This window comes from Sulfitobacter sp. JL08 (genome assembly GCF_003352045.1).
Taxonomy (GTDB): Bacteria; Pseudomonadota; Alphaproteobacteria; order Rhodobacterales; family Rhodobacteraceae; genus JL08.
Genome location: NZ_CP025815.1, coordinates 3,970,388 through 3,993,033 on the forward strand (window position 1 = coordinate 3,970,388; position 22,646 = coordinate 3,993,033).

A 22,646-nucleotide genomic window follows, 5' to 3' on the forward strand; every position below is an offset into this window, starting at 1 on the left:
CGCTTGACGTATTTAAGGCGCGCGGGCCCGCGGGACAACGGGTGGCGGTCAGTTGAGTGTCCAGACCGGGATTTCCTGCGCCACCCCGCGAATGGGATGTGCCCCCCGTTCGGTTAGGCCCGACAGGCATGTTTCGGGTGAAACAGCTTCGTCCTGCACTTGTTGCACAAATGCGTGACTGGCCGCCAGACGTGCCCCCAGCGGACGGGTCAGCGCCTCAAGCCGGCTGGCCACGTTGACGGTGTTGCCGATCACCGCAAATTCAAGCCGGTTGACCCCGATATCGCCCAGAACAACCGGGCCATAGTGCAAACCGAACCGCGCTTCGATCGGTGTTTCGCCAGCGGCACAGCGCTGGTCGTTCCACTGATCCAGCGCCCGGATCATGGCGCGGGCGCACAGAACCGCATTCGTAGCATCCTGTTCACCGGCAACGGGCGTGCCGAACGTGGCCATCAGACCATCGCCCAGAAATTTGTCGAGCGTGCCGTGATTGTCGAAAATCGCGGTTTCCATCAGGGCATGAAAATCCCGCAACGTTGCGATCACGGTCTGCGGCGGCCGTTCAGAGGCATATTCCGTAAACCCGACGATATCGACGAACATCACCGCAACGCCCTGCGATCTGATCTGCTTGAGCGGTTCATCATTCTGGGACAGTTCGGCGACGACATTGGGTGAAAAATACCGGGACAGGTTGGCCCGTTCGCGTTCCAGCGCCGCGTTGCCCAACAACAGCCGGTTGAAGCGCCGCACCGTCAGCGCCAGCGTGTAGGCACAGATGACAAAAACAACGATTTCCTGTGTCCGAATGTCGAAACTCAGACTGTTCGGATCCAGAAGCGTGACCATCTGCGGCACGAACCCGAAGGCAGTTTGCGTTGCGTCGGTCAGCGCCGGATCGACAGAGCCGTACCACCACATCAGCGCAACCCCGATGGCCCAAAGCGCAGCTGTCCAGTTGCCCAGCGCCATAATGGTGCGCCAGGAATAGGCAAGCGTGCCACTGGCGAGGATCACGAAGAAATAGATGAAATTGCCAAAGCGGTAGATCATCGCATCGGGCCATTCGGTCACGCTGAACGGGTTGGGGAACACCAGAATAAAGGTCATCAGCGCCAGATCGACGAAGATCAGAAACAGTTCGACGCCCGACCGGCCCACCCGCCCGACCTTGCGCAGCGCCCACCCGTTCAGCGCCACCAGAACCAGAAGCACCTCGTAATACAGCACCTCGATGTTGGGGTTAAGGAACGGCAGCATGACGCCAATAACCGCCAACGAGATCCAGCGCGCCCGAATAGCCAGTTCCAGCCCTTCGCGTTTGTGGCGTTCAAGGGCGGATTCCGTAAAGCGGTTGGCCTGAACATCCGCCTCTGTCATCTGGTCGGGTAAATCCGACACGGAAAAGACGGGGAAGGATTGCATGGTTCTGGCCATTTCTTGTCCTCTCGGATCGGTTTTGCGGCTTTGTGGATCAAAGTTTACCCGATTTACATCGGGTCAGGACAAAAAAAGCCCTACCAGTCTTGGGAACGGGGGGCTGTGCGAGGCTTAGACTGTTCCGGCACACCATTCCATTTGACAAGTTACGCGGTCTGACATCAACGTAATCTTGAGAGACGCCGGTTCGGCAACGTACCTCCGATCTCTTTCTTCTTGATGCGTGGTTTTGCCATGGGCATGGGTGTGCTTATTCTTGCGGTGCTGGGCGTAGCGGGATTTTTTCTTGCTGGGAAGCTCGGACTTCTGGGCTTCTTTCTGACACTCGGCAATCGCGGGCAAGCCAGATTTCATCGAACCGAACGCGACGGTCAAACTGTCTTCAGTATCACCCCGGCAAGACCTTCGATCGCAGCTTTGGTTGCGATTGTTGTGGGTGTGATCATGCTGGCGAGTATAAATACGCTTGAGATCATCGCGTTTTTCGGCCTGATCCCGCTGACCATGGGGGCGCTCGCCTTTCTGATCGGGGCACGCTACCGACGATCCGCCGAAATCACGATTACGAGTGATGCGGTCAACAGTGGCGGCAAATCCTGGCGGCTGGGCGAGATTGCGGATTTCAACGTGCGGCAGGGAAGCTGGATCAATGCGAAAGAGCCGCCACCTTTGGTTGAGCGAACGCCGGATGGCGGACTGGTTCATGCCAGCAAGTCCACATCAGCGATGTTTTCACGCGCACTCAACAGACGGATGATCGATCGTTCCTATCTTGTCAGTTTGCGCACCCGCGCGGGCAGTGACGAGACGGTTTTAAGCGGCGGGCTGACGCCGGACTGTGCCCAAGCACTGCAGCGCGACCTGCGCGAGGCCATTTCCAAATACGCCAAGGCCTGGATGGGGGGTGTCGCATGACATCATTTTCGTTTCTGATAATCGCAGGACTGATCGCGAGCGCCGGTAGCGCAGCGGCACAGGCGGACTCATTTCCGGTGGTCCAGTCTGAAACCGCCTTTCTGGATGCTTGTGAACATGAATGGGCAAAGCGCGAGCCAAATGCGGCCCCTTGGGCGCGGGCCGAATGCCAGGTCAAGTGGCGATGGGCCGCAGCGGCAGGCCCGATGGCAGATACCATACTTGCGATGAGCAGAGCCGACGGCGACGCAGTAAACCCGCAAGCGCCGCGTGCGATATCCGGGGCGGCTATGCCGGCCGGGGTTGCAATGTCCTTGGACGCAGCAGGCATCCGCTTTGACTGGCAAGAGCCGGGCTCGGAGGGCCGGTACAACGTCACCGGCGCACTGCGCAGCCGCGGTGTTGATCTGCAATCGCTGGGTTGCCCGCAATACCCCGGTGCATCAATGGGCCGCGAAAAGGTCATGCTGGCTCTTGCACCCGGCCGTCAACCTTTTGTCGTTACAGTCTATAGCCGTGCTGCGCCGACCAGCTTTGAACCCGGAGTTTATGAGGTCGATGCCGATTTCAGCGGCAACGTGCCTGACCAGCAAGCATTGCAGGCTGGCCGCTATCCCGGCGGTGGGGGCCGCGCTTTTGCCGTCGGTCCTAACGCCTGGGTGGCTGATTGCCCCGATCCGGAGTAAACGCGGGATCAAGAGATGCCTTCCAAAAGAAAGCGAGATGACGCATGTCGTATTCAATAAGAGCGCAGCGGGCAGATGAAGCGGAGATCGTGACGCTTCGAGACAAACGAATCCGCAAATACGCAGTGATCATCCAGGCGTATCCGGTTGTACTCATACTGGTCAGTGTTGTTATCAATCTACTGGCATTTGGTGTTGAACCATTCGTACTTGCCCTGCCATCAACTGAAATCGTCTGGGCATTGACGATTTGCGGACTGCTTCTGGTTCTGAACCACACCTGGTTGATGACAGCGACGGAACTGACACGTCTGCATCACAACATGTACGCCACCCACGAGGAATGGACCCAAAACAACGCCCGCAAAGAAGACGTGGACGAACAGGGCTGGATCGAGCTTGAGCGTCACCATAACGCCCACCGAAATGCGACCGAGAATACCGTTTATTTCATTTTTCTGGCATTCATCGTCTGCATCACTTCTCCGGCAACCCTATTAGCGCAGGTCTGGCTGGTCTGCTTTGCAATTGCCCGCATCGGATATTCATTCGGTGCTTTGCGCGGACGGACCGGGCTGCGACAGGCATCAATGAGCTTTAGCCTGCTTGCGATTTACGGTCTTGCAAGCAATCTGGCGCTAAGCCTGCTGGTATAGCAGCGCCGTTTTTCGCATCTTGAGTACCGATTTAGGGATTGTACCAAATCGGCGAAGAATAGGCTCTCTCTTGTCCTTTCAAGGTAACGTTGTCCGGAAACTCGACGTTGAATTTCACTCGGTCATATGCTGTCCAGCGCGGGGTCGGAATCTCGATCACACGAGCATAGTAAAACGCCTTTAGCGATGGATCGAACTCCGGATCGGTCCAAACCGTACCCAACTCGGCAGCGCCGATTGTATTTGTCCAATTCGGAACCGCCAGGTCCACCGTATCACCAACCGGCGGCAGTTTACCGTTTTCATCCGGTATGCGCTGGTCTGACCATGCGACATCGTAAACGCGCTCTTGCGTGTTTCCTTCTGCATCAAGCCATCCTTTGACCACCTGTATGCGGTCAATGTTCGCGCCAATCGGATCTCTCAGCGCATAAACAAGAAAGCGGGGCGAGGTTTTTGCGTCAGGTGCTGCGGACAGATCTGATCCCATTGGTACGCCCTTGGCATAGCCAACCTGCGCCAGTTCCCGAGTATTCGCGTCATTCTCGTCAAAATCCCAGCCACCGAAAAATCTCAGGCGCAAACGGTTGCCGGTGGTCGCATAGACTTCCCGACGTTCCATCGCGTCGAATATTGCACCGCGTGTGTTTTCTGTTGCCCAGACCGCTGTAAGCCCGGAAGTGATATATTGCCATGCCGCGATTCCGGCCAGCCCATCCGCCGTTTTGTTCGAAAAGTGGATTTCTCCGTTTTCTACAACTCTGTCCGGAGATGGCTCATAAGTTGTGAATTTGTGGAAGAAGTTGTTGTTTTCCATTGTTGTCATGCCGACATGCGTGTCACTGGCGCCGACCATGCCGAATTTGAACGGATTCACACCAAGTTTGCTTTCAAGCTGCAGGCCACGTTTGAGACCCGAACGTGCATATTCTCCGGGCAACATCTCTGGCGTTTTCAGTTCGGTAAGATCAAGGTTCCCAACATCCCAGTTTTCAAAGTCAGCAAATTCATCCGTCGGAGACAGCAGAGGATGCGATTCTCCGTCGCCCTTCATTTGCGTCGCCTCATATAACCGTTCCCACTTTTGCCGATTTTCTGCGTACTCGGCGTCAAGTTCGGCACCGCCCGCGAAATCATCCTGCAGGGCAAACATCATACCGTTCGAAAGGTTGCCATTGTGCGGAATGGCTGTGACATCTCCGCCAATGGTGTTTTCGTAGTTCTCAAGCCAAGCCCACAAATCGCGGGGGTTTCTGGACCCTACGGGCGGTGTTGTTGTGTAAGGCAATACCTGACCGGCACGCTCTGGGCCGTCCCGGAAAATGACGTTTCTGTGCAAATTGTTGCCCGCGACCAGCGAGGTCCACTCAAAGGCAATGAACGTTGTGAAAACACCGGGATCGTTAAACTCTTCCGCTGCCAGAACGATATCATCCCAGACCCGTTTGTAGGCCGGATTACCCGGTTGATAGTTCAGTTCCGGAGAAATGGTGCCTTGGGCAAACTGAGTGATCAGGCGGAACATCGCCTCTGCAGCAACAGTGCCACCTGCATTGAAATCCTCGTGAAATGTTTTTCCGTCAGGGTCCGCCATGATGTTCGGCGCGCCCTCCAGGATATCAATGATCGCGCCCATGGCGTCAGAGTGATCCGTGATCATGTAGAAATCGAGTGGTCTGGACAGTTTAACCGGCTGGCCCGTGTTTGAGGTTACCTGCTCGCCCCGGGCCAAACGATATGCATCGCGCGGCATCAGCCGCGTACCAGAACCACCAGCGTCTGCTGACAAACCGGTATGTACATGCGTGTCGCCGAAATACACATTCGTAGGAAACGCACGGTCGGCATACGGAGAATACGGCCGGCCGCTGAAAACATCGTCTGATACGCCCGTGGCGTCCTGAGCATAAAGCGAGCCGGACAACAAAGCTGCCAAAGCGGCTGATACAATTATACGCATCCTACGATCTCCCAAGCTTTTGTGTTTTCCCTGATGTTACAGCAGCATGCGCAAAAAAAGAAAGTAGGCAGTGTCAAAAACTGTGAATCAGACCCAGCGAGAGGATCGTTTTCCCTGAGCTCTCGCTGTGTCTTCGCGGATTCTAGGCCACCAGCTTTTTCTGTTTGGCAAAGGGGCTTAACCCCATCCAGACTTGCATGGTTTGCGCGAGCTGCCGATCACCCAAAAGCTCTATCTTGTCCCGTTCCCTTTCAATCGTGCTTAGTCCCATCCATATCGCGGTCATCGTTCGCAAGTCGGTGGTCACATACAGGTTGATCTCGAATCCCGGATCGGACCAGCAAAGATCGACTTCGCCGTCAGGTTCGATGACCAGCCACCAGAGGTTTTTCGTGGACGGTAAATCCGAGTACATAAACTGAACTGCTGTGCGGATCTGCGGTAAAGGGGATGGATCAAGATTGCGGCGCATGTCCCACATGAGAAGCGAAGGGTCGAGGTTTTTGAGGGAAAGCGATGACTCGACCCATTTCTGACCCCAGATGCCTATGGCTTCGATGACCGAGCGAAGGTCTTTTCCAGCCTCGGTCAGGTGGTATTCGTAAATGCCTTTGTCGGTTTTCAATGCCTTGCGTTCAACCACGCCCGCCTGTTCAAGCTCTTTCAACCGTGTCGACAACAAAGCAGGCGACATCTTGGGAACGCCACGTCGCAAGTCGTTGAACCGTGTGGTTCCCGCAACGAGTTCGCGCAACAAAACCATGGTCCATCTTGTGCAAAGCACCTCGGACGCCATGGCCACGGGGCAAAACTGCTTGTATCCGGCTTGTGCCATATCGAACCTCCTGTTCCATAAGGAATGATCCTAGGGTCCGAAACACCATCCGCCTAGTTCAGAAACTGAATCTGGTGGTTCAGATGCGGAACTGGATCGGTTGCGGCACCGTACCCTAGGTTTCTCTGGCAAGCCTCGATGTTCGATGCTGAAGCCAATGGGAGAAAATCATGAGTGTATTTCTAATAGCCGACATCAAGATCACAGACGATAGCTGGGTTCCGGACTACGCGACCCATGTCCACGAACTGGTAAAAAAGCACGGTGGCCGGTACCTGTCTCGCAGCGGCAATATCGAAACCCTTGAGGGTTCGGACAAGGACAGCACGCTGATTGCGATTCTGGAATTTCCAACGCGGGACGCATTGAACAGTTTTGCATCCGATCCGGAATATGCACCGTTTGGCCGGGCGCGACAGGCGGGGAGCGTCAGCAATTTTCACGTGATCGACGATACCGATATTGCCGGGTCAATTCCCTACCTGAAGGCCGGGTGAAAACCGGCAAATATTCTGCCTGACAGGTGCACAAAAAAGGCCCCGCCTTTGGGGGGCGGGGCCAAGGTGAGTGCCTGTTTTACAGGCGGTCCAGACAGACCACAGGCACCGGCGGTATTCGAATTCTCTTGAAAATCAGTTGGCCATTTCCGAACGGATTTGCTGGCGCAACAGATCGATTGGCACGCGTTTTCCATCGCGTTTGAAGTGCCAATAGGTCCAGCCATTGCAGCTTGGCGCACCTTCCAGCGCGGCGCCAACCTGATGGATCGAGCCTTTGACATCATCCCCGATCAGGGTGCCATCGGCTCGCACCTTGGCCTTGTGGCGGTTGTTCATGGAATAAAGTTCTTCGCCCGGTCGCAGCATGCCGCGTTCCACCAACTGACCAAAGGGAACGCGCGGTTCGGCCCGTTTTGATGCGCTGACCTGCAACGCTTCGCGGTCGAATTTGCGCACGGATGCAATACGTTTTTCCGCGACCTTGCGATAGGCGGCTTCGCGTTCAATGCCGATGTATTCGCGGCCCAGCATCTTGGCGACAGCCCCTGTGGTGCCGGTGCCAAAAAACGGATCAAGCACAACATCGCCGGGATTGGTAGAGCCGACAAGTACGCGGTGCAGCAGGCTTTCGGGTTTTTGCGTCGGGTGGGCCTTTTCGCCGTTGTCGTCTTTCAGACGTTCGTGGCCGGTACAGATCGGCAGCACCCAGTCGCTGCGCATCTGGATCCCTTCGTTCAACGCCTTCAGCGCTTCGTAATTGAAGGTGTATTTGCCGCCTTCTTCCTTGCTGGCCCAGATCATCGTTTCATGGGCATTGGTAAACCGCTTGCCGCGAAAGTTCGGCATCGGGTTGGATTTGCGCCAGACAACATCGTTCAGCAGCCAGAAACCGGTATCCTGCATCGCTGCGCCGACGCGGAAAATGTTGTGATAAGATCCGATAACCCAGATCGCGCCATGCGGTTTCAGCAACCTGCGGGCCGCTTTCAGCCATGCTTTGGTGAAGGTGTCATAGGCAGCGAAAGACGAGAACTGATCCCAGGCGTCATCCACGGCATCGACGCGGGAATTGTCGGGGCGGTGCAGGTCGCCTTTGAGTTGGAGATTATAGGGCGGATCGGCAAAGATCAGATCAACAGAGCCCTCCGGCAAACTGTTCATCACATCAATGCAATCGCCATCAATAATCGTATTCAGCGGGAGCGCCGCGGCGCCCTTTGTCTTGGTCATTCTGTCTGCCTCTGTCCCGGCGCATTTTACGCTCGTTGGTTGAGGACAAAGATGAGTCAAAGCTGATTCGTCGTCAATTTCTTTTTTGAATCAAGGCTTTAAGATTTAGCCTTGATACAAGATATAGTGCACCGGTTTAAACGAACGTCTATGGTGTGGGGTTACGCCAAGATTTTGAAGCGCCAACCTGTGGCTTTTTGACGGATATCCCGCATTTGTCTCCCATCCATATCCCGGATGCTGTTGCGCCAAATCCACCATGATGCGATCGCGGCATATTTTTGCAACGATCGAGGCCGCAGAAATCGAAACTGATTTGCTGTCACCCTTGATCAGCGGTTCTGCCGGAATGTGTAATCCGCGCGGAATCAAGTTGCCGTCGATCAACAGGAAATCCGGCGGCGGGTTCAATCCGGCAACGGCACGTTCCATCGCCAGATGCGACGCGCGCAGAATATTGAGCGTGTCGATTTCTTCGACGCTTGCATGCGCAATCGATACATCGGCAACAGCCATCAGGGCATCGTTCAGACGAGCGCGCACCGCTGGCCCCAGTTTTTTGGAATCGTTCAGCCCGGCGGGTATGTTGGTCGGGTCCAGAATAACCGCCGCGGCGGTGACGGGGCCTGCCAGCGGGCCGCGCCCCACTTCATCGACGCCCGCAATGCGGATGTACCCGCGTGCAGCGGCTTCTGCTTCGAATGAATAGTCAGGTCCGGCCATACTGTTGAATGCCCGCAGGACCGCCCCGACATCAACCCGAAAAAGGGGGAAAGGTACTGAATCAGACCTTTCCCCAAGTTCGGCACCATAGAACGCGGTGCCGCTTCGCCTGCGTACTAGTTGCGGGCGAAGGTGTATCCATAGGTGCGCAGGCATTGCGGGCCGTAGCCGCGCCGCACGCCGCCACGGCTGCGCACTTCGCTGTAGCACTCGCTTGGCAGGCGGTTCACATGGCGATAATTTTTGCGCAGGCAATGTTCGCCCAAAAGCCGAACCGGCCCGCGCCGCGTGTTGTAATCGTTCAGGCAATGACCTGGCAGAACCTTGCGCGCGACCCGGTCGGGCAACGGTCTGGGTTTCAACGCATGACGGGGCGCATGTTGGGTACGCGGCAACGGCTGATAGTCGCGGCGCGCGGTATAATCATAATCAGGCGCCTTATCCTTTTTGCGCTGGTCGTTGATGATAGCCCCCAGAACGACAAGCCCGGCGACTCCGGCCAGAAAGCGGGCCACATCCCGATCGCCGGCACGGGCCGACCCGGCCGAGAATGCAGTTATTGAAATGGAAACCGAAATGATTGCGGCAATGAATCTTCTGTGGCGTTTTCCGGACATCTTGTCGTTCCTTTTGCAGCTTAGGTTGATCCTGTTCCGATGCGGAAAGCAGGGAATATGCCCAAGACTGGGTGAGGACGGCAAAGACAGGCAATATCAGCGCGGCGTTATCCGATAACAGCGAACCGGCGGCGGCCCGATATTGAATATCAGCCAGCAAAGGCGCACTAAGTGACTTATGAAACAGATGCTTCTTTCCCTTGTGGCCACCGTTGTGCTGGCCTGGATGGCGCCGCCGGTTCTGGCCGCCGATTGTTTTGCCGATTACAAGGCCAAACAGGACAACCCGCTGCGCCTGCATTACGGCGTGGTTCAAATCAGCGGTGCCTGCACCAAAGAGTCGGCAAAATCGGAAATCGCGGCAAGACTGTCCGGCAGCGGGTGGACTGTGTTAAATGTGGTGTCCGTTTTCGGGCCTGAAGGTTTGCCAGAAAGGAAAGACAGTGCCGGACCTTTCTACCTCCGTTATTGACACGCGCCGGTCCGGAAACCGGATCGTGGTTTTCGGGATCGTCTCTATTGTTCTGATCCTTCTTGTTGCGGCCATCGGGCTTTTTTTTGCCTTGCCGGATGCCGGGGCATTTGATGCCCGCGTTGAACAACTGTTTATCGAAAACAATGATCTGACCGCGCAGGCCGAGATCAAGCTGCTTGAAATTCTGGCGCAGTCCGGCACGGCATTTTCCGATACGTTGTCCAGTTACCGCATTGTGATCTTTGTGCTGCTGGTGTTCGCCACGGCGCTTTTGGTGGCGGCGCTGGTGTTTCTGGTGATGCTGGTCACGCTGAACCGGCGCATGGCACAGATTGAACGCGTGGGCATTCAGGTCAATTCGCTGTTGATCAGCCGCGAGGAAAAAACCGTTTATCTGAACAATCTGGGCTTCAAGCTGACCGAAGCGGCAATGGAAACCCTTAGCGTTCTGGCCGAAGCGCGGCTGGACGACGATGTACTGTCCGGATCCGAGATCGAAGGTATGATTTCAGGGCGCAACGCCGCCGATTGTGACGAAGCGGCAGGGGCGACCCGCATCAAGCGATTGCGCGACACGCTGGGCAATCAGATCGTGTCGGAACTGCTGGTCAAGAATATTGCAAGACGCGGTTACATGCTGGCGATCGACAAGGATGTGATCCAAGTCATCTAGGCCGATTGGGCGCGTATCACCGCACCTGTTTGCGGATTCTTTCCGCATGATCGGGCAAAAGCTGCTGAACCAGTTCGAACGTCGATTCGAGTGCGTTCTCGATGGTTTCCGTTTTGGGGAACAGATGCAAACGCTGCCAGAACGCATCGGTAAACCCGTCAATCCATTCCGCAATGCGCGCCGGGTTGGCCTGATCATCATCCGCCAGCAAACGTTCGCAAACATTGCGGACCGCCTGTGAACGGCGGATATCGAACTGGGCTGAAACATCGGCATAGGACGGCGTGAAATTTTGTTCGCCCCAAAAGGCGAACCAGATCGACAACGCATCAGAATTGCAGACCTGCGGCGCAAAATCGGCCCGGATCAGGGCCAGCAACTGATCCAGATGATCCGGCCCCGCCGCAGCAAGAGCCTGTTGCCAGTTTTCCTCGTAACGTCTGTATTGTTCGCGCAAGGCTTCGGTCAGAAGGCCGGTTTTCGATTTAAAGTAGAAAACGGCAACCCCTTGCGAAAGCGATGCCTCGTTCGCAACGGTGGCAAGGGTTGTCTTGGTCAGACCGTTCGCCACAATCGAACGCAGCGTGGCATCCAGCAACTGCTGGCGCCGCTTGTCTGCATTTGCCTTGCGCTCTTTTCTAGGCTTGGCCGTTTCGGTTTCAGTCGTCTTCATATTGCCGCCTCTGACAGGTAGTCCCTGTTTTTCATAAACCGCGCACCGTGTCAGCCAGATTATTTTTATTTGAGCGCTCAGAAAAACTTTACCGGCAAGAGTCTGTCGGCTAGTATCGCGGGAAATCATGGAGACGGAAAATGGGCAAACACAGCGCCTATGATGCGATTGTCGCAGGGGCGGGCCACAACGGCCTGACAACTGCCTGCTATCTGGCCAAGGCCGGTTTGCGGACACTGGTCGTGGAAAAGAACGACTGGATCGGCGGCGCCGCTGTCAGCCGGTCGCTGCACGAAGGCTGGACCTATTCCAACTGTTCCTATGTCTGTTCGCTGCTGCGCCGTGAAATCGTGCGCGATCTGGAATTGCCGCGCTTTGGTTTGCAGGTGATCCCCTACGAAGGCGGTGCCAGCTTTGACCGGAATGGCGATTATTTCGCCTACATGTCCGACCATGATGCCCTGCGCCGTGAAATGGCGCGGCATAATCCGCGGGATGTGGATGCCTATGAACGGTTCAGCCAGACCGTGATCCGCCAGTGCCGGTTCATCCGTCCGTTCCTGCTGCGCAATGCGCCGGATCCCACATTGATGAAACCCCGCGACATTTCCGAATTGCTGTTTCTGGTCAAACAGGCGCACGGGCTGGGGGCCAAGGAACTGGGCGAAACCCTGCGGTTCTGGACCATGTCGATCGGCGATTTTCTGGACGAGCATTTTGAAAACGATCTGATCAAGGCGCATCTGGCCGGATCGGGCATCATCGGCACCGGCCTTGGCGTTTATTCGCCCGGAACGGCCTATGTGTTGCTGCACCATTACATGGGCGATGTGGATGGCGCCATTGGCGCGTGGGGCTTTGCGCGCGGCGGGATGGGGGCCATTTCCAATGCACTAGGCGCAGCCTTCGAAGAGGCAGGCGGCGAAATAGCCGTTGGATCGGGCGTTGAAAAGTTTCTGATCAAGGACGGCAAGGTGACGGGTGTGGCCTTGGAAAATGGCGATACGTTCGAGGCCCCGATTGTGGCGTCGAACATGGATGTGAAACGCACCTTCCTGCATCATGTGGATCGCAGCGATCTGCCCGCAGATTTCACCCGCGCTGTGGAACGGTTCAAAATTCGCGGATCCAGCGGCAAGATCAACATTGCGCTGGATGCCCTGCCCGAATTTCCCGCAGCCCCGGCCAACGCCACATTCTTGCGCGGCGACATGCATTGTTCAACCTCGCTGAACGAACTGGAACGGGCCTATGACGACTGGAAGGAAGGGCAATGGTCGTCCGACCCTTATTTCGACATGCTGATCCCCAGCCAGATCGACCCGACGATGGCGCCCCCCGGCAAACATATGATGACAGTGTTCGTTCAGTATGCCCCCTACGATCTGGAGGTGAACGGCGTGCGCAGCGGCGAGAACTGGAACGATGCAACCCGCAAGGCCTTTGCCGATTGCGTGTTTGACAAGATTGAACAGGCCTGCCCCGATATCCGCAAACGCATTGTCCATGCAGAAGTGCGCACGCCCTGGGATATCGAAAAAGAGGTTGGCCTGACCGAAGGCAACATCTTTCAGGGTGAACTGACCTTTGACCAGTTGCTGTTCAACCGTCCGGTGCCCGGTTACGCGCAATACGACACACCGATTGACGGCATGTATATTGTCGGATCATCCGCCCATCCCGGTGGCGGTGTGATGGCAGCCCCCGGCGCCAACGCCGCACGTGAAATTCTGCGCACGATCGGCAAGGGCAAGCTGATGCCCAGCTTTGCAGCGTGAGGGGGATGGCATGAACACAACATCCAAACCTTATGATGCGATCGTGATCGGGGCAGGCCACAACGGGCTTGCCGCGGCGGCGACACTGGCCGCCAAGGGCAAGTCGGTGTGCGTAATCGAACGGGACACGGCGATTGGCGGCATGTCCAAGACCGTGGACATGGGCGACGGGGTCAAGGCCCCGCAAATTGCGCATCTGCTCTACAATCTGAACCCGGTTGTGGCCCGCGAGATCGGGTTGACCCTGCCGAAATCGGTCAACCTGCCGACTGTGTCACTGTCAGCGGATGGCAAACATGTTGTAATAGACGGCAAGGATGTATCCTTTGCCGATGGGTCCGCACATCCCGAAGCGGAAACCTGTCGCGCGCTGGTGGCGCGTTTGCAAAAATTCGCAACGCTGCTGGGCCGGATGTCGGTCAAGCCGCCCCCGTCCCTTGCGGGTGGGTTGTCAGAAATTGCGACGCTCAAGGAACTGGCGGGGCTGGCAAAGCTTGGCATTGATCTGAAACGCATGGGCAAAAAGGATATGCGCGAATTTCTGCGTATCCTGCTGTCAAACGCCAGTGACGTTCTGTTGGACGAACTGCAAGACGCGCCACTGGCAGGTGCCTTGTCGGCGGATGCGGTACGCGGCGCCTATGCGGGGCCGCGTTCACCGGGCACGGTGTTTTCGCTGATGTACCGTCTGGGCAATGGCGGTGCGGTGCAATTGCCGATGGGCGGCATGGGTGCGGTTGCCGATGCCTTTGCCACTGCGGCTCGGGGCAAGGGCTGTGACATTCACACCGGAACCGGTGTGGCGCGTGTTCTGGTTGAAGAGGACCGCACACAAGGTGTGGAACTGGACGATGGCACGGTGATCCGGGCCAAGGCGGTTCTGTCCAGCCTTGGCGGCTTTCAGACCATGCAGATGGCCGGTTTCGCCCATTTTGATACCGAAGCGGTGCGCCGCATGCGCAACCTGCGCAACAAGGGCACAACCGCCAAGGTGCATCTGGTGCTAAGCGGCGTGCCCGTGTTTACCGGATTGTCGGCGAAACAGACCGCTGCGCGGTTGCTGGTTGCCCCGTCTTCCACCTATGTCGAACGGGCGTTCAACCCCGCGAAATATGGCGAAATGTCGAAAGAACCGGTGATCGAGGCCGTTCTTCCCAGCCTGTCGGACCCATCGCTGAGCATTAACGGACAGCACGTGCTGTCTGCCGTGGTCAGCTATGTGCCCTACGCGCTGGACGGCGGATGGGACGACGCCGCGCGCGAGCGTCTGATCAAGTTGACGATTGAAACGCTGGAACGATATGCGCCGGGCCTGTCCGCCCTTGTGACCCGCGCCGATGCACTGACCCCCGCCGATATCGAGGCGCAGACCGGTGCGCCCGGCGGGCACTGGCATCACGCCGAAATGGGGTTTGACCAGATACTGACGGTGCGGCCGGCCAACGGCATGGCCCATTACCGGTTCGGCATTGGCGGCTATTACCTGTGCGGGGCATCCGCCCATCCCGGCGGGGATGTGATGGGGGCAGCAGGGCGCAACGCCGCGCTGCAACTTTTGCAGGACGGAGGGGTGTGATGGCGCGCGCAACGAAACAGAAAACACAACAAACAGGCGTGCCCATCGGGCTGATCGACGGGCCGTTCCAATCCCGGCTGGCACCGCTGAGCCGCGCGAAATCGTGGGGGCGCTGGGCCGGTTACGTGTCGCCGCTGGTTCTGGATACGGTCGAGTTTGAATATTTCGCGATCCGCAATCAGGCCACGCTGTTTGATATATCACCGATGCACAAATACCGGATTTCCGGGCCGGATGCGCTGGCCGTGGTCAACCGTCTGGTCACGCGCGATGTGCGCAAAATCCGCGATGGCCGCGTCAGCTACGTGATGTGGTGCGACGAAGATGGCATGCTGATCGACGACGGGACATTGTTCCGCTTTGCCGAGGACGATTACCGGTTGTGCTGTCAGGAACCGATGTTCGGCTGGCTGCTGGACGTCGCATGGGGTTTTGACGTTCAGGTGATCGACGAAAGCGATCTGGTCGCGGCCTTGTCTTTGCAGGGGCCGACATCGTTTTCGCTGCTGAAAGATGCCGGCCTTGGTGCGGTTGCGGATATGAAACCCTTTGACTGGCGCGAGGTGGAACCCGATCTGTGGGTGTCGCGCACCGGGTTTACCGGCGATCTGGGCTATGAAATCTGGGTGCCATGGGACAAGGCGACACAATTGTGGGACAGGTTGTGGGCCGCGGGCGATCATTGGGGCGTGCGCGCCATCGGTTCCGAAGCGCTGAACATCGTGCGGATCGAGGCGGGCTTCATCGCTGCCGGCGTGGATTTCCAGCCGGTTCATGCGGTGATGCGTCTGCATCGCGGGCGCACCCCGATCGAACTGGGTTTTGAAAAGATGGTGGCCTTTGACAAGGGCCATTTCAATGGGCGCCGCGCGTTGTTGAAACAGGTTGCAGATGGCCGCCGCTATCATCTGGCCAAGATCGACATCGGCGGTTTCAAACCCGCGCAGGACGCGCTGATCTATCACCGCAAAAAGAAAGAGGTCGGGTTTGTCACGTCCGGGGTTTGGTCGCCCACCACAAAACGCAACATCGCGCTGGCAGAGTTCAAGGCGCCTTACGGATTTGCCATCACATCCGATCTCTGGGTCGAAGTGTACGTGAACGAAGAAGGCCGCTGGGACCGGCGCCTTGTCCCGCTGAAAATCGAAAACAAGCCGTTCTTTCAGAACGCACGCGCACGGGCCACACCGCCCGGCCCGTTTTAATCCGTCGCCAAGGAGAGACTCCATGACAAGCGTCAGTGAAAACATCACCGCATTGCCGAACGAACCGGATGCCGAACAGTTGAATGCCTGGGACCGCAAGTATCAGCTTCATCCCTGGTGCCCGATGGACAGCTGGCGCGATTACGACAACATGCTCGTCGATCAGGCCGAAGGTATTTATCTTTGGGATCACACAGGCAAAAGGTTCATTGACGGCCCCGGCGGCATGTGGTGCGTGCAAATCGGTTATGGCCGTCAGAAAATGGCGGATGCGATATCGGCCCAGGTGATGCGGCTGGCCTATAACTCTCCCTGGACCACAACAACCGAACCCTCGGCCGTTCTGGCCCGCAAGATCGCAAAAATGACACCCGGCGATCTGAACAATGTGTTTTTCACCACCGGCGGGTCAACCGCCGTCGACAGCGCCCTGCGCACTGTCCAGTTTCTGAACAACCGGTTGGGACGCCCGAACAAGAAAATCGTGATCGCGCGGGAAAAGGGCTATCACGGGTCAACCTATCTGGCATCGACCGTGACGGGCAAGGAACGCGACAAGAATCGGTTCGACGTGGAAAGCCGTCTGGTTGAATTCCTGCCCGACGTTAACCCTTATCGCCGCCCCAAAGGGATGAGCGTTGAGGAATGGTGTGATGAAAAGATCGCCGATCTTGAAAACGCGATTGCAGAGCTTGGGCCGGAAAACGTGGGCGCGTTCATCGCCGAACCGATCCTGTGTTCCGGCGGTGTGATCGTCCCACCGCCCGGATATCACAAGCGCACGCTTGAGGTGTGCCGCAAGCATGACATCATCTATATCTCGGACGAGGTGGTGACAGGGTTCGGCCGTCTGGGCCACTGGTTCGCCAGTGAAGATGTTTTCGGCATCCAGCCCGATATCATCACGTGCGCCAAGGGCCTGACATCGGGGTATCTGCCGCTGGGCGCCTGTATCATATCCGACCGGATCATGCAGCGTATGACGGGGCCGGATCAGGATGTGCTGTTTTCAAACGGCTATACCTATTCGGCGCATCCGGTGTGCTGCGCCGCCGCCCTGACCAACATCGAGATCATCGAAGAAGAAGGTATTCTGGAGCATGTGCGCGAGGTGACGCCACATTTCCAGAAGCGCCTGCATGATCTGATCAAGTATCCGATTGTCGGTGATGTGCGCGGCATGGGATTGCTGGGCTGTATCGAAGGCCGCCCCGAAGAAGACGGCGGCAATCTGGAAGCGCAACGCAAACTGGGCGCGTTGCTGGATGAAGCCTGCGAGGAAATGGGACTGCTGGTGCGCCCGCTGATCAACATGGCAGTGTTTTCGCCGCCTCTGATCATCACCAAGGACCAGATCGACGAGATGTTCGATATTCTGGAAAAGGCACTTCAGAAGGTGACAGACGATATGGCAGACGCCGCCTAGCGCAACAAGGTCGGGTGCTCGCGCCGGCCATGTGTCTGCGCCGGATCGATGTTCCGGCCCAGATCCATTGCCGCGCGGTACCCGCTGTAAACCGCCGCGGCAATCGTCGAGGCAGCATCCGCATCGCCGATGCGCAGCAGCGTTTTCATCTTTGGCGTCTGCCGGTCTGCAAGGTCTGAATAGAGATCCGTCACCGGCAGCCGGCGGGTCAACGGGATGACACCATCGCAGGTAATCATATCCGCCTGGCCGGAAAACACACAGCACAGCCGCACCTGTCCGTTTCCAACTCCCGCGACCTGCTGGTTTGTCACGATCTTTACCCCGGCATTGATCAGGGCGGCGTTGGATTGCATTTGTTCCGACGTATGCGCGCCCCACGCACATGCGCGCCCCGCAGGTGTGACAAGGGTTACATCATGCCCGCGCCCGCGCAGTTCCAGCGCCAACACCGATCCCATGTAATAGTGATCATCGTCATAAATGACGACCGACTGCGCGCCGATCTGCGTTCCGTCCAGAACGGTTTCCGCATTGACGATCATGTTCGGATCAACGGGATCGAACCCAAAATCGCTATGGCGCCCGATCGCATCCGAAGCCCAGCGCGCTCCGGTTGCGATCAGGACATGATCCACTTCTAACGCGATCACATCATCCGCGCGCATCCGGCTTTCGGGGTAAACCGCAATATTGTCCAGTTTGGCGATCTGCCCGATGCGCCAGTCACGCACCCGCGCCCATTCAGACAGGCCGGGCAATCGGGATTCACGGGTTACGCGCCCGCCCAGTTGCCTGTTCGCCTCGGCCAGAATCACGCTGTGCCCGCGCGCGCCCAGAACCCGTGCCGCTTCCAGCCCGGCAGGCCCGCCCCCGACCACAAGCACCTTTTCCGGTCTGTTGCATTGCCCGGTCTTTTCCGGATGCCACCCAAGCCGCCATTCTTCGCCCATTGTCGGGTTTTGGGTGCATCGGATCGGGACACCCAGTGATTCCTGCGCATAACATATGTTGCACCCGATACATTCCCGTATATCGTCTGATCGCCCCTGCGCGATCTTTTCCGGCAGGAACGGATCGGCGATTGACGGGCGGGCCGCGCCGATCAGATCCTGTGTGCCGTCGCGAATGACCCGCGCCATCGTGTCGGGCGAGGTGTAACGCCCCACCGCCACGACAGGTTTGTCTGTCAGTGTCTTGGCGCGCGCCACGCTGTTGGCAAGAGCAGCTTCTTTCACAAAGCGCGACGCGCCCATTTCGACGCCGTAATCATGGACTGTCAGATCCCACAGATCGGGCAGATCAGACAGCAGTGAAAACGCATCATAGGTTTCGGTGTCTTCCAGATCGACGGTAAACCGAGTGGCGACTGCCGCCTTGTCCCCGACAGCGTCTTTCGTATCTTCGATTATTTCGGCCACAAGACGCACGCGGTTTTGCAGGCTTCCGCCGTATTCGTCACTGCGCGTGTTGGTATCTGCGTTCAGAAAATCCGACAGCAGATAGCCATGCGTGGCATAGACATAGACGATGTCAAACCCGGCCACTAACGCGCGCAGTGCCGCATCGCGGTGCCATTTGCGGATATTGCGGATGTCCTGTTTATCTATCCGGCGGGTCTGGCCGGGGTGGAACACGCTGCTGTCGGTCTGGGGACGGTTACGCAGCCCCAGCGCCGGCATCCGCGAGGCCAGGTTGACCGTCATTCCGCCACCAACCCAAAGCTCAACGCCTGCCAGCGCCCCATGTTCATGCACCGCCTCTGTCATCCAGCGGTGGGCGTCGATATCTTCCTTGCCCCACAAGGTGGCGTTGGCGTGCCCTTCATTGTCCGAACTGGGATGGATCGAACAGTATTCAGTATTCACAACACCCCAACCACCTTCCGCCTTGATCCCCCGCATCGCCGCCAGTGCATTCGGCCGACGCCATCCCATACCCGTGCAATGGGGCACCTGATAAAACCGGTTCTTGGCGGTGACAGGCCCGATCTGGATCGGCTGGAAAAGAATATCATGGGCTGGATCGCGCATATTTTCAGTCTCGTATGTCCAAGGGTTGCTGTTTTTATTTGAGCGCTCAATAAAAACTTGTGTCAACACGGAATCCCCCTTAGCCTTTTGGGGAAATACAAATAACATCACCTGACGTCGTCCAATTGAACCAAGAAAACCAAAAAAGGGGAGAACTATGAATCACTTTAAATCCATCAGCGCGGCCTTGGCGTGTTCGGTCGCGGCCATCGGAACCATGGTCCATGCACAAGATGCGGAACTGGTTGTCTTTGACTGGGCCGGATATGAAGACCCGGAGTTTTATACCGCCTACACGGAAACCCACGGCGAAGGCCCGACTTTCGCGTTCTTCGGCGATGAAGAAGAAGCGTTCCAGAAACTGCGTTCGGGGTTCAAGGCCGATCTGGCGCATCCCTGTTCCCAATCGGTTCCAAAGTGGATCGAGGCCGGATTGATCGCGCCGCTTGATACATCGCGGATTGATCGCTGGGATGATATTGATCCCAACTTCCGCGAAATCGAAGCGTTCAAGAAAGACGGTGAGTATTATTTCGTCCCGATCGACTGGGGCAACACGGCAACGACCTATAACACCGAATTGCTGAGCGAAGAGGATGTGGCATCGCTGCAGGCATTCGCCGATCCGAAACACGCAGGCCGTATTTCCATCGGCGACAACGTGGATGACGCCTATGCCCTTGGATTTCTGGCGACAGGCGTCAAGGACTGGACTACGGCCACCGACGAACAGTTCAAGGCGGCATCCGATTTCCTGCGCAAGGTGCACCCGAATGTGCGCACCTACTGGTCTGACGGGGCGACGCTGGCGCAGTTGATGCAAAGCGGCGAAGTCTATCTGTCATGGGCCTGGAACGAAACGTTTTCAACCATGAGCTACGAAGGCTTTCCGATTGCGATGAAACGCGACACTGCCGAAGGATCGTCAAGCTGGGTCTGCGGTTACACGAAAATGGCGGAAGGGCCGGGATCCGAAGACAAGGTCTATGATTTCATCAACGCATGGCTTGAACCCAAGACGGCGGAATACATCGTCAACGCATGGGGCTATGGCCACAGCAATGCCGAAGCCCTTTCCGGAATGAGCGCGGAAGATCTGGCCGCTGTCGGGTTGGAAACCAGCGACAGCCTGCGTGATGGCACATTGTGGCAAGCGCCCGTCCCATCGGAACTGCGCGAGAAAATGATTGCGGAATTCGAATTGATCAAAGCCGGTTTTTAAGGCACCGCACATCGTGAACGGAAATGCTGTCAGACCACGGTCTGGCAGCATTTTTTTCGCCCGCACCCTAGGCCGGACGTTGCGCGCGAATGTGGTGGGGGCAATGTTCGCCGGACTTCAGCACCTTGACCATGGCCGTCCATGTCTTGATCTGGTCGGCAATAAAGGACGCACCGTGTTTGTTTTCCAGATCTGACCGGTCAGGGCCGATCAGATAGGCCAGTTCCTGTTCGCCGACTTGTGCATACCACGCATTGCGGCTGGACAGGGTGACATCCTGAAAACCGGCCCCGTGCAAGGCTTCCGCATACCGCGTGGGAGACGCCATTGCGAAATCAAGCGCTTCGAGTTTGATATAATGCTGCATGTCTTCTGAGGGTGTATCATCATGGGCGATCAGCCAATCTGATGCTGCAAACCAGCCACCGGGCTTCAGAACACGGAAAACTTCGGCCGACAGGAAATCCTTGTCCGGAATATGAATGATCGAATCCTTGGAAAACACCACATCAAAGCTTTGATCGTCAAATTCGAACGGACCCGGCGACACCTGTTTGATCGACACCCGGTCCTGCAGACCTGCCGCAGCGATCCGCGCGCGCGCCGCATCGCACACCGGCGTTTCGACATCAACGCCAACAACGTGGCCCGCGCCGTGATCCCGCGCCAGAGACAAGGTGATCGCGCCCGACCCACACCCGATATCCAGAACGTTTTTCCCGGCCAGATCCAAACCCGTCAGAACGCGCGATACCTCTTCGGGGCCGCCGGGCGAAAGATACCCTTCCCCCCACATCTGTTCCAGAAATGCGATATGGGCATCATCATAGAGATCATCTGACACGGTCATTTCCCTTTCTTAACAGCGAGCGCGGGTGACGGGCCTGTCTTTGTACCTGAAGCAGGTCGCGTGCATCTGCTGCCCTAATTGAACAAAACAATCGAATCCGAACCCCACCCGACGGACACGGTGTTTCCCGGTTTTACCACAGACCGTCCCGCCGTGTTGCGCATGGAAATTGTAACCGGCTTTGTCTGATCGGGCAGCAGGACGTCATAATACGTCATGTCCCCGTAGTAGGATGTATTCACAACCTCGGCGTTGACTGTCCGTTCGGATGCCGCCCCATCAAACAACACAGTCAGCATTTCAGGGCGGATACCCACGGTTTCGATGGTTTGCGGTGTCAATCCGTCAGGCACCTGCGCGCGGGGTATATCTACCTGCCCCAGTGCGGCGATTTCGAATGTGATGTGATCATTCGCCATTTGAACAAACCGCGCATCCAGAAAATTCATCACCCCGATAAAGGATGCCACCCGACGCGTTTTGGGGTAGCGGTACAATTCTTCCGGTGTTGCCATCTGGGCAATCTCGCCTTCGAACATGACGGCGATCCGGTCGGACATGATCAGCGCTTCTTCCTGATCGTGGGTGACCAGAATAAACGTGATCCCCAGCGATTGCTGCAAGGCCCGCAATTCCACCTGCATCTGTTCGCGCAGTTTCTTATCCAGTGCCGAAAGCGGTTCATCCAGCAATACGACCTTTGGCTTCATCACCAGTGCCCGTGCCAAAGCAACGCGCTGGCGCTGCCCGCCCGACAACTCGTGCGCGGCGCGGGTGCCGTATCCTTGCAGATCGACCTTGGCCAACGCGTTTTCGACCTCTTCGGCCATTTCGGCCTTGGACAGTTTCTTGCGCTTCAATCCGTAGCCCACGTTTTCCGCGACACTCAGATGTGGAAAAATCGCGTAGCTTTGAAACACCATATTGGTTGGCCGGTGATTGGCGGTGATCCCTTCCATCGGTTTCCCGTCAATCACGATGGATCCTGTTGTCGGGTCTTCGAAACCCGCGATCATGCGCAGCAATGTCGTCTTGCCACAGCCGGACGGACCCAGCAGGGAAAAGAACTCGCCCTCCCGTATCTCGGCGTTGATCCCGCGCAGGGCCTGGACCGAGCCAAAATTCTTGGTGACGTCGTTCAGGTTGATGATGGTTTTGGGGGTCATTCAG

General features: G+C 57.1%; 21 protein-coding genes. 11 read left to right on the plus strand and 10 right to left on the minus strand.

Features of this window, described 5'->3' with window-relative positions; all coding sequences use genetic code 11:
• Positions 1-48 precede the first annotated feature (48 nt).
• Complete coding sequence (locus tag C1J05_RS19520; protein ID WP_114871719.1) at positions 49-1,440, minus strand: adenylate/guanylate cyclase domain-containing protein; 1,392 nt, start codon at positions 1,438-1,440, stop codon at positions 49-51.
• A gap of 447 nt (positions 1,441-1,887) precedes the next feature.
• Between C1J05_RS19520 and C1J05_RS19525 the strand changes: the two genes are divergently transcribed.
• The 3 genes from C1J05_RS19525 to C1J05_RS19535 are packed head-to-tail and all read left to right on the plus strand — an operon-like array spanning position 1,888 to position 3,700.
• Positions 1,888-2,358 carry a hypothetical protein gene (locus tag C1J05_RS19525; protein WP_205388997.1) on the plus strand — a complete coding sequence of 157 codons (471 nt, stop codon included), beginning with the start codon at positions 1,888-1,890 and terminating at the stop codon, positions 2,356-2,358.
• The gene (locus C1J05_RS19530; RefSeq protein ID WP_114871721.1) at positions 2,355-3,044 is read left to right on the plus strand and encodes a hypothetical protein; all 690 of its coding nucleotides are present in this window, start codon (positions 2,355-2,357) and stop codon (positions 3,042-3,044) included. Before C1J05_RS19525 ends, C1J05_RS19530 begins: the two co-directional genes overlap by 4 nt.
• Positions 3,045-3,088: 44 nt before the next feature.
• Positions 3,089-3,700, plus strand: a complete 612-nt coding sequence (locus C1J05_RS19535) for an MAPEG family protein (protein ID WP_114871722.1) — start codon at positions 3,089-3,091, stop codon at positions 3,698-3,700.
• Between the two features lie 31 nt (positions 3,701-3,731).
• Here C1J05_RS19535 and C1J05_RS19540 read toward each other — a convergent pair whose 3' ends face one another.
• Together C1J05_RS19540 and C1J05_RS19545 are read right to left on the minus strand one after the other, a co-directional pair.
• Positions 3,732-5,660, minus strand: a complete 1,929-nt coding sequence (locus tag C1J05_RS19540; protein WP_114871723.1) for a DUF3604 domain-containing protein — start codon at positions 5,658-5,660, stop codon at positions 3,732-3,734.
• A gap of 142 nt (positions 5,661-5,802) precedes the next feature.
• Entirely contained in the window at positions 5,803-6,495 is a 693-nt protein-coding gene (locus tag C1J05_RS19545) for a winged helix-turn-helix transcriptional regulator (protein ID WP_114871724.1), read from the minus strand.
• Between the two features lie 170 nt (positions 6,496-6,665).
• Between C1J05_RS19545 and C1J05_RS19550 the strand changes: the two genes are divergently transcribed.
• Positions 6,666-6,992, plus strand: a complete 327-nt coding sequence (locus tag C1J05_RS19550) for a DUF1330 domain-containing protein (RefSeq protein WP_114871725.1) — start codon at positions 6,666-6,668, stop codon at positions 6,990-6,992.
• A gap of 135 nt (positions 6,993-7,127) precedes the next feature.
• Here the strand turns inward: C1J05_RS19550 and C1J05_RS19555 are convergent, their stop codons facing one another.
• From C1J05_RS19555 to C1J05_RS19565, 3 genes are all read right to left on the minus strand, one after another.
• The gene (locus C1J05_RS19555) at positions 7,128-8,225 is read right to left on the minus strand and encodes a site-specific DNA-methyltransferase (protein WP_114871726.1); all 1,098 of its coding nucleotides are present in this window, start codon (positions 8,223-8,225) and stop codon (positions 7,128-7,130) included.
• A gap of 105 nt (positions 8,226-8,330) precedes the next feature.
• On the minus strand, positions 8,331-8,948 hold the full coding sequence (locus C1J05_RS19560) for a ribonuclease HII (protein WP_114871727.1): 618 nt from the start codon (positions 8,946-8,948) through the stop codon (positions 8,331-8,333).
• Between the two features lie 116 nt (positions 8,949-9,064).
• Positions 9,065-9,565: a hypothetical protein gene (locus C1J05_RS19565; protein ID WP_114871728.1), complete on the minus strand. Its 501-nt coding sequence runs from the start codon at positions 9,563-9,565 to the stop codon at positions 9,065-9,067.
• Positions 9,566-9,743: 178 nt separating this feature from the next.
• Between C1J05_RS19565 and C1J05_RS19570 the strand changes: the two genes are divergently transcribed.
• Positions 9,744-10,037, plus strand: coding sequence for a hypothetical protein (locus C1J05_RS19570; RefSeq protein WP_114871729.1), 294 nt, complete (start codon positions 9,744-9,746; stop codon positions 10,035-10,037).
• Positions 10,009-10,713 carry a winged helix-turn-helix domain-containing protein gene (locus tag C1J05_RS19575; protein WP_205388999.1) on the plus strand — a complete coding sequence of 235 codons (705 nt, stop codon included), beginning with the start codon at positions 10,009-10,011 and terminating at the stop codon, positions 10,711-10,713. Before C1J05_RS19570 ends, C1J05_RS19575 begins: the two co-directional genes overlap by 29 nt.
• A gap of 16 nt (positions 10,714-10,729) precedes the next feature.
• On the opposite strand, the gene C1J05_RS19580 is transcribed toward C1J05_RS19575, so the two are convergent.
• Positions 10,730-11,386: a TetR family transcriptional regulator C-terminal domain-containing protein gene (locus C1J05_RS19580; protein WP_114871730.1), complete on the minus strand. Its 657-nt coding sequence runs from the start codon at positions 11,384-11,386 to the stop codon at positions 10,730-10,732.
• A 140-nt stretch (positions 11,387-11,526) separates the two neighbouring features.
• On the opposite strand from C1J05_RS19580, the gene C1J05_RS19585 reads away from it, so the two are divergent.
• Genes C1J05_RS19585 through C1J05_RS19600 form a run of 4 tightly spaced genes read left to right on the plus strand, consistent with a single transcriptional unit; the run spans position 11,527 to position 17,371 of the window.
• Positions 11,527-13,164 carry a phytoene desaturase family protein gene (locus C1J05_RS19585; RefSeq protein WP_114871731.1) on the plus strand — a complete coding sequence of 546 codons (1,638 nt, stop codon included), beginning with the start codon at positions 11,527-11,529 and terminating at the stop codon, positions 13,162-13,164.
• Positions 13,165-13,174: 10 nt separating this feature from the next.
• Positions 13,175-14,740: a phytoene desaturase family protein gene (locus tag C1J05_RS19590; protein WP_114871732.1), complete on the plus strand. Its 1,566-nt coding sequence runs from the start codon at positions 13,175-13,177 to the stop codon at positions 14,738-14,740.
• Positions 14,740-15,945 carry an aminomethyltransferase family protein gene (locus C1J05_RS19595; protein ID WP_114871733.1) on the plus strand — a complete coding sequence of 402 codons (1,206 nt, stop codon included), beginning with the start codon at positions 14,740-14,742 and terminating at the stop codon, positions 15,943-15,945. Before C1J05_RS19590 ends, C1J05_RS19595 begins: the two co-directional genes overlap by 1 nt.
• 22 nt (positions 15,946-15,967) lie before the next feature.
• The gene (locus C1J05_RS19600) at positions 15,968-17,371 is read left to right on the plus strand and encodes an aminotransferase (protein ID WP_114871734.1); all 1,404 of its coding nucleotides are present in this window, start codon (positions 15,968-15,970) and stop codon (positions 17,369-17,371) included.
• Here the strand turns inward: C1J05_RS19600 and C1J05_RS19605 are convergent.
• The gene (locus C1J05_RS19605; protein ID WP_114872467.1) at positions 17,368-19,404 is read right to left on the minus strand and encodes an oxidoreductase; all 2,037 of its coding nucleotides are present in this window, start codon (positions 19,402-19,404) and stop codon (positions 17,368-17,370) included. The two genes, C1J05_RS19600 and C1J05_RS19605, sit on opposite strands and share 4 nt — an antisense overlap.
• Positions 19,405-19,561: 157 nt before the next feature.
• Between C1J05_RS19605 and C1J05_RS19610 the strand changes: the two genes are divergently transcribed.
• Positions 19,562-20,626 carry an ABC transporter substrate-binding protein gene (locus C1J05_RS19610; protein WP_114871735.1) on the plus strand — a complete coding sequence of 355 codons (1,065 nt, stop codon included), beginning with the start codon at positions 19,562-19,564 and terminating at the stop codon, positions 20,624-20,626.
• 67 nt (positions 20,627-20,693) lie between these two features.
• Here C1J05_RS19610 and C1J05_RS19615 read toward each other — a convergent pair whose 3' ends face one another.
• Positions 20,694-21,476, minus strand: coding sequence for a methyltransferase domain-containing protein (locus C1J05_RS19615; RefSeq protein WP_254684655.1), 783 nt, complete (start codon positions 21,474-21,476; stop codon positions 20,694-20,696).
• Between the two features lie 74 nt (positions 21,477-21,550).
• Positions 21,551-22,642 (minus strand): ABC transporter ATP-binding protein, encoded by a 1,092-nt coding sequence (locus C1J05_RS19620; RefSeq protein WP_114871736.1) that lies wholly within the window; start codon positions 22,640-22,642, stop codon positions 21,551-21,553.
• Positions 22,643-22,646: the final 4 nt, after the last annotated feature.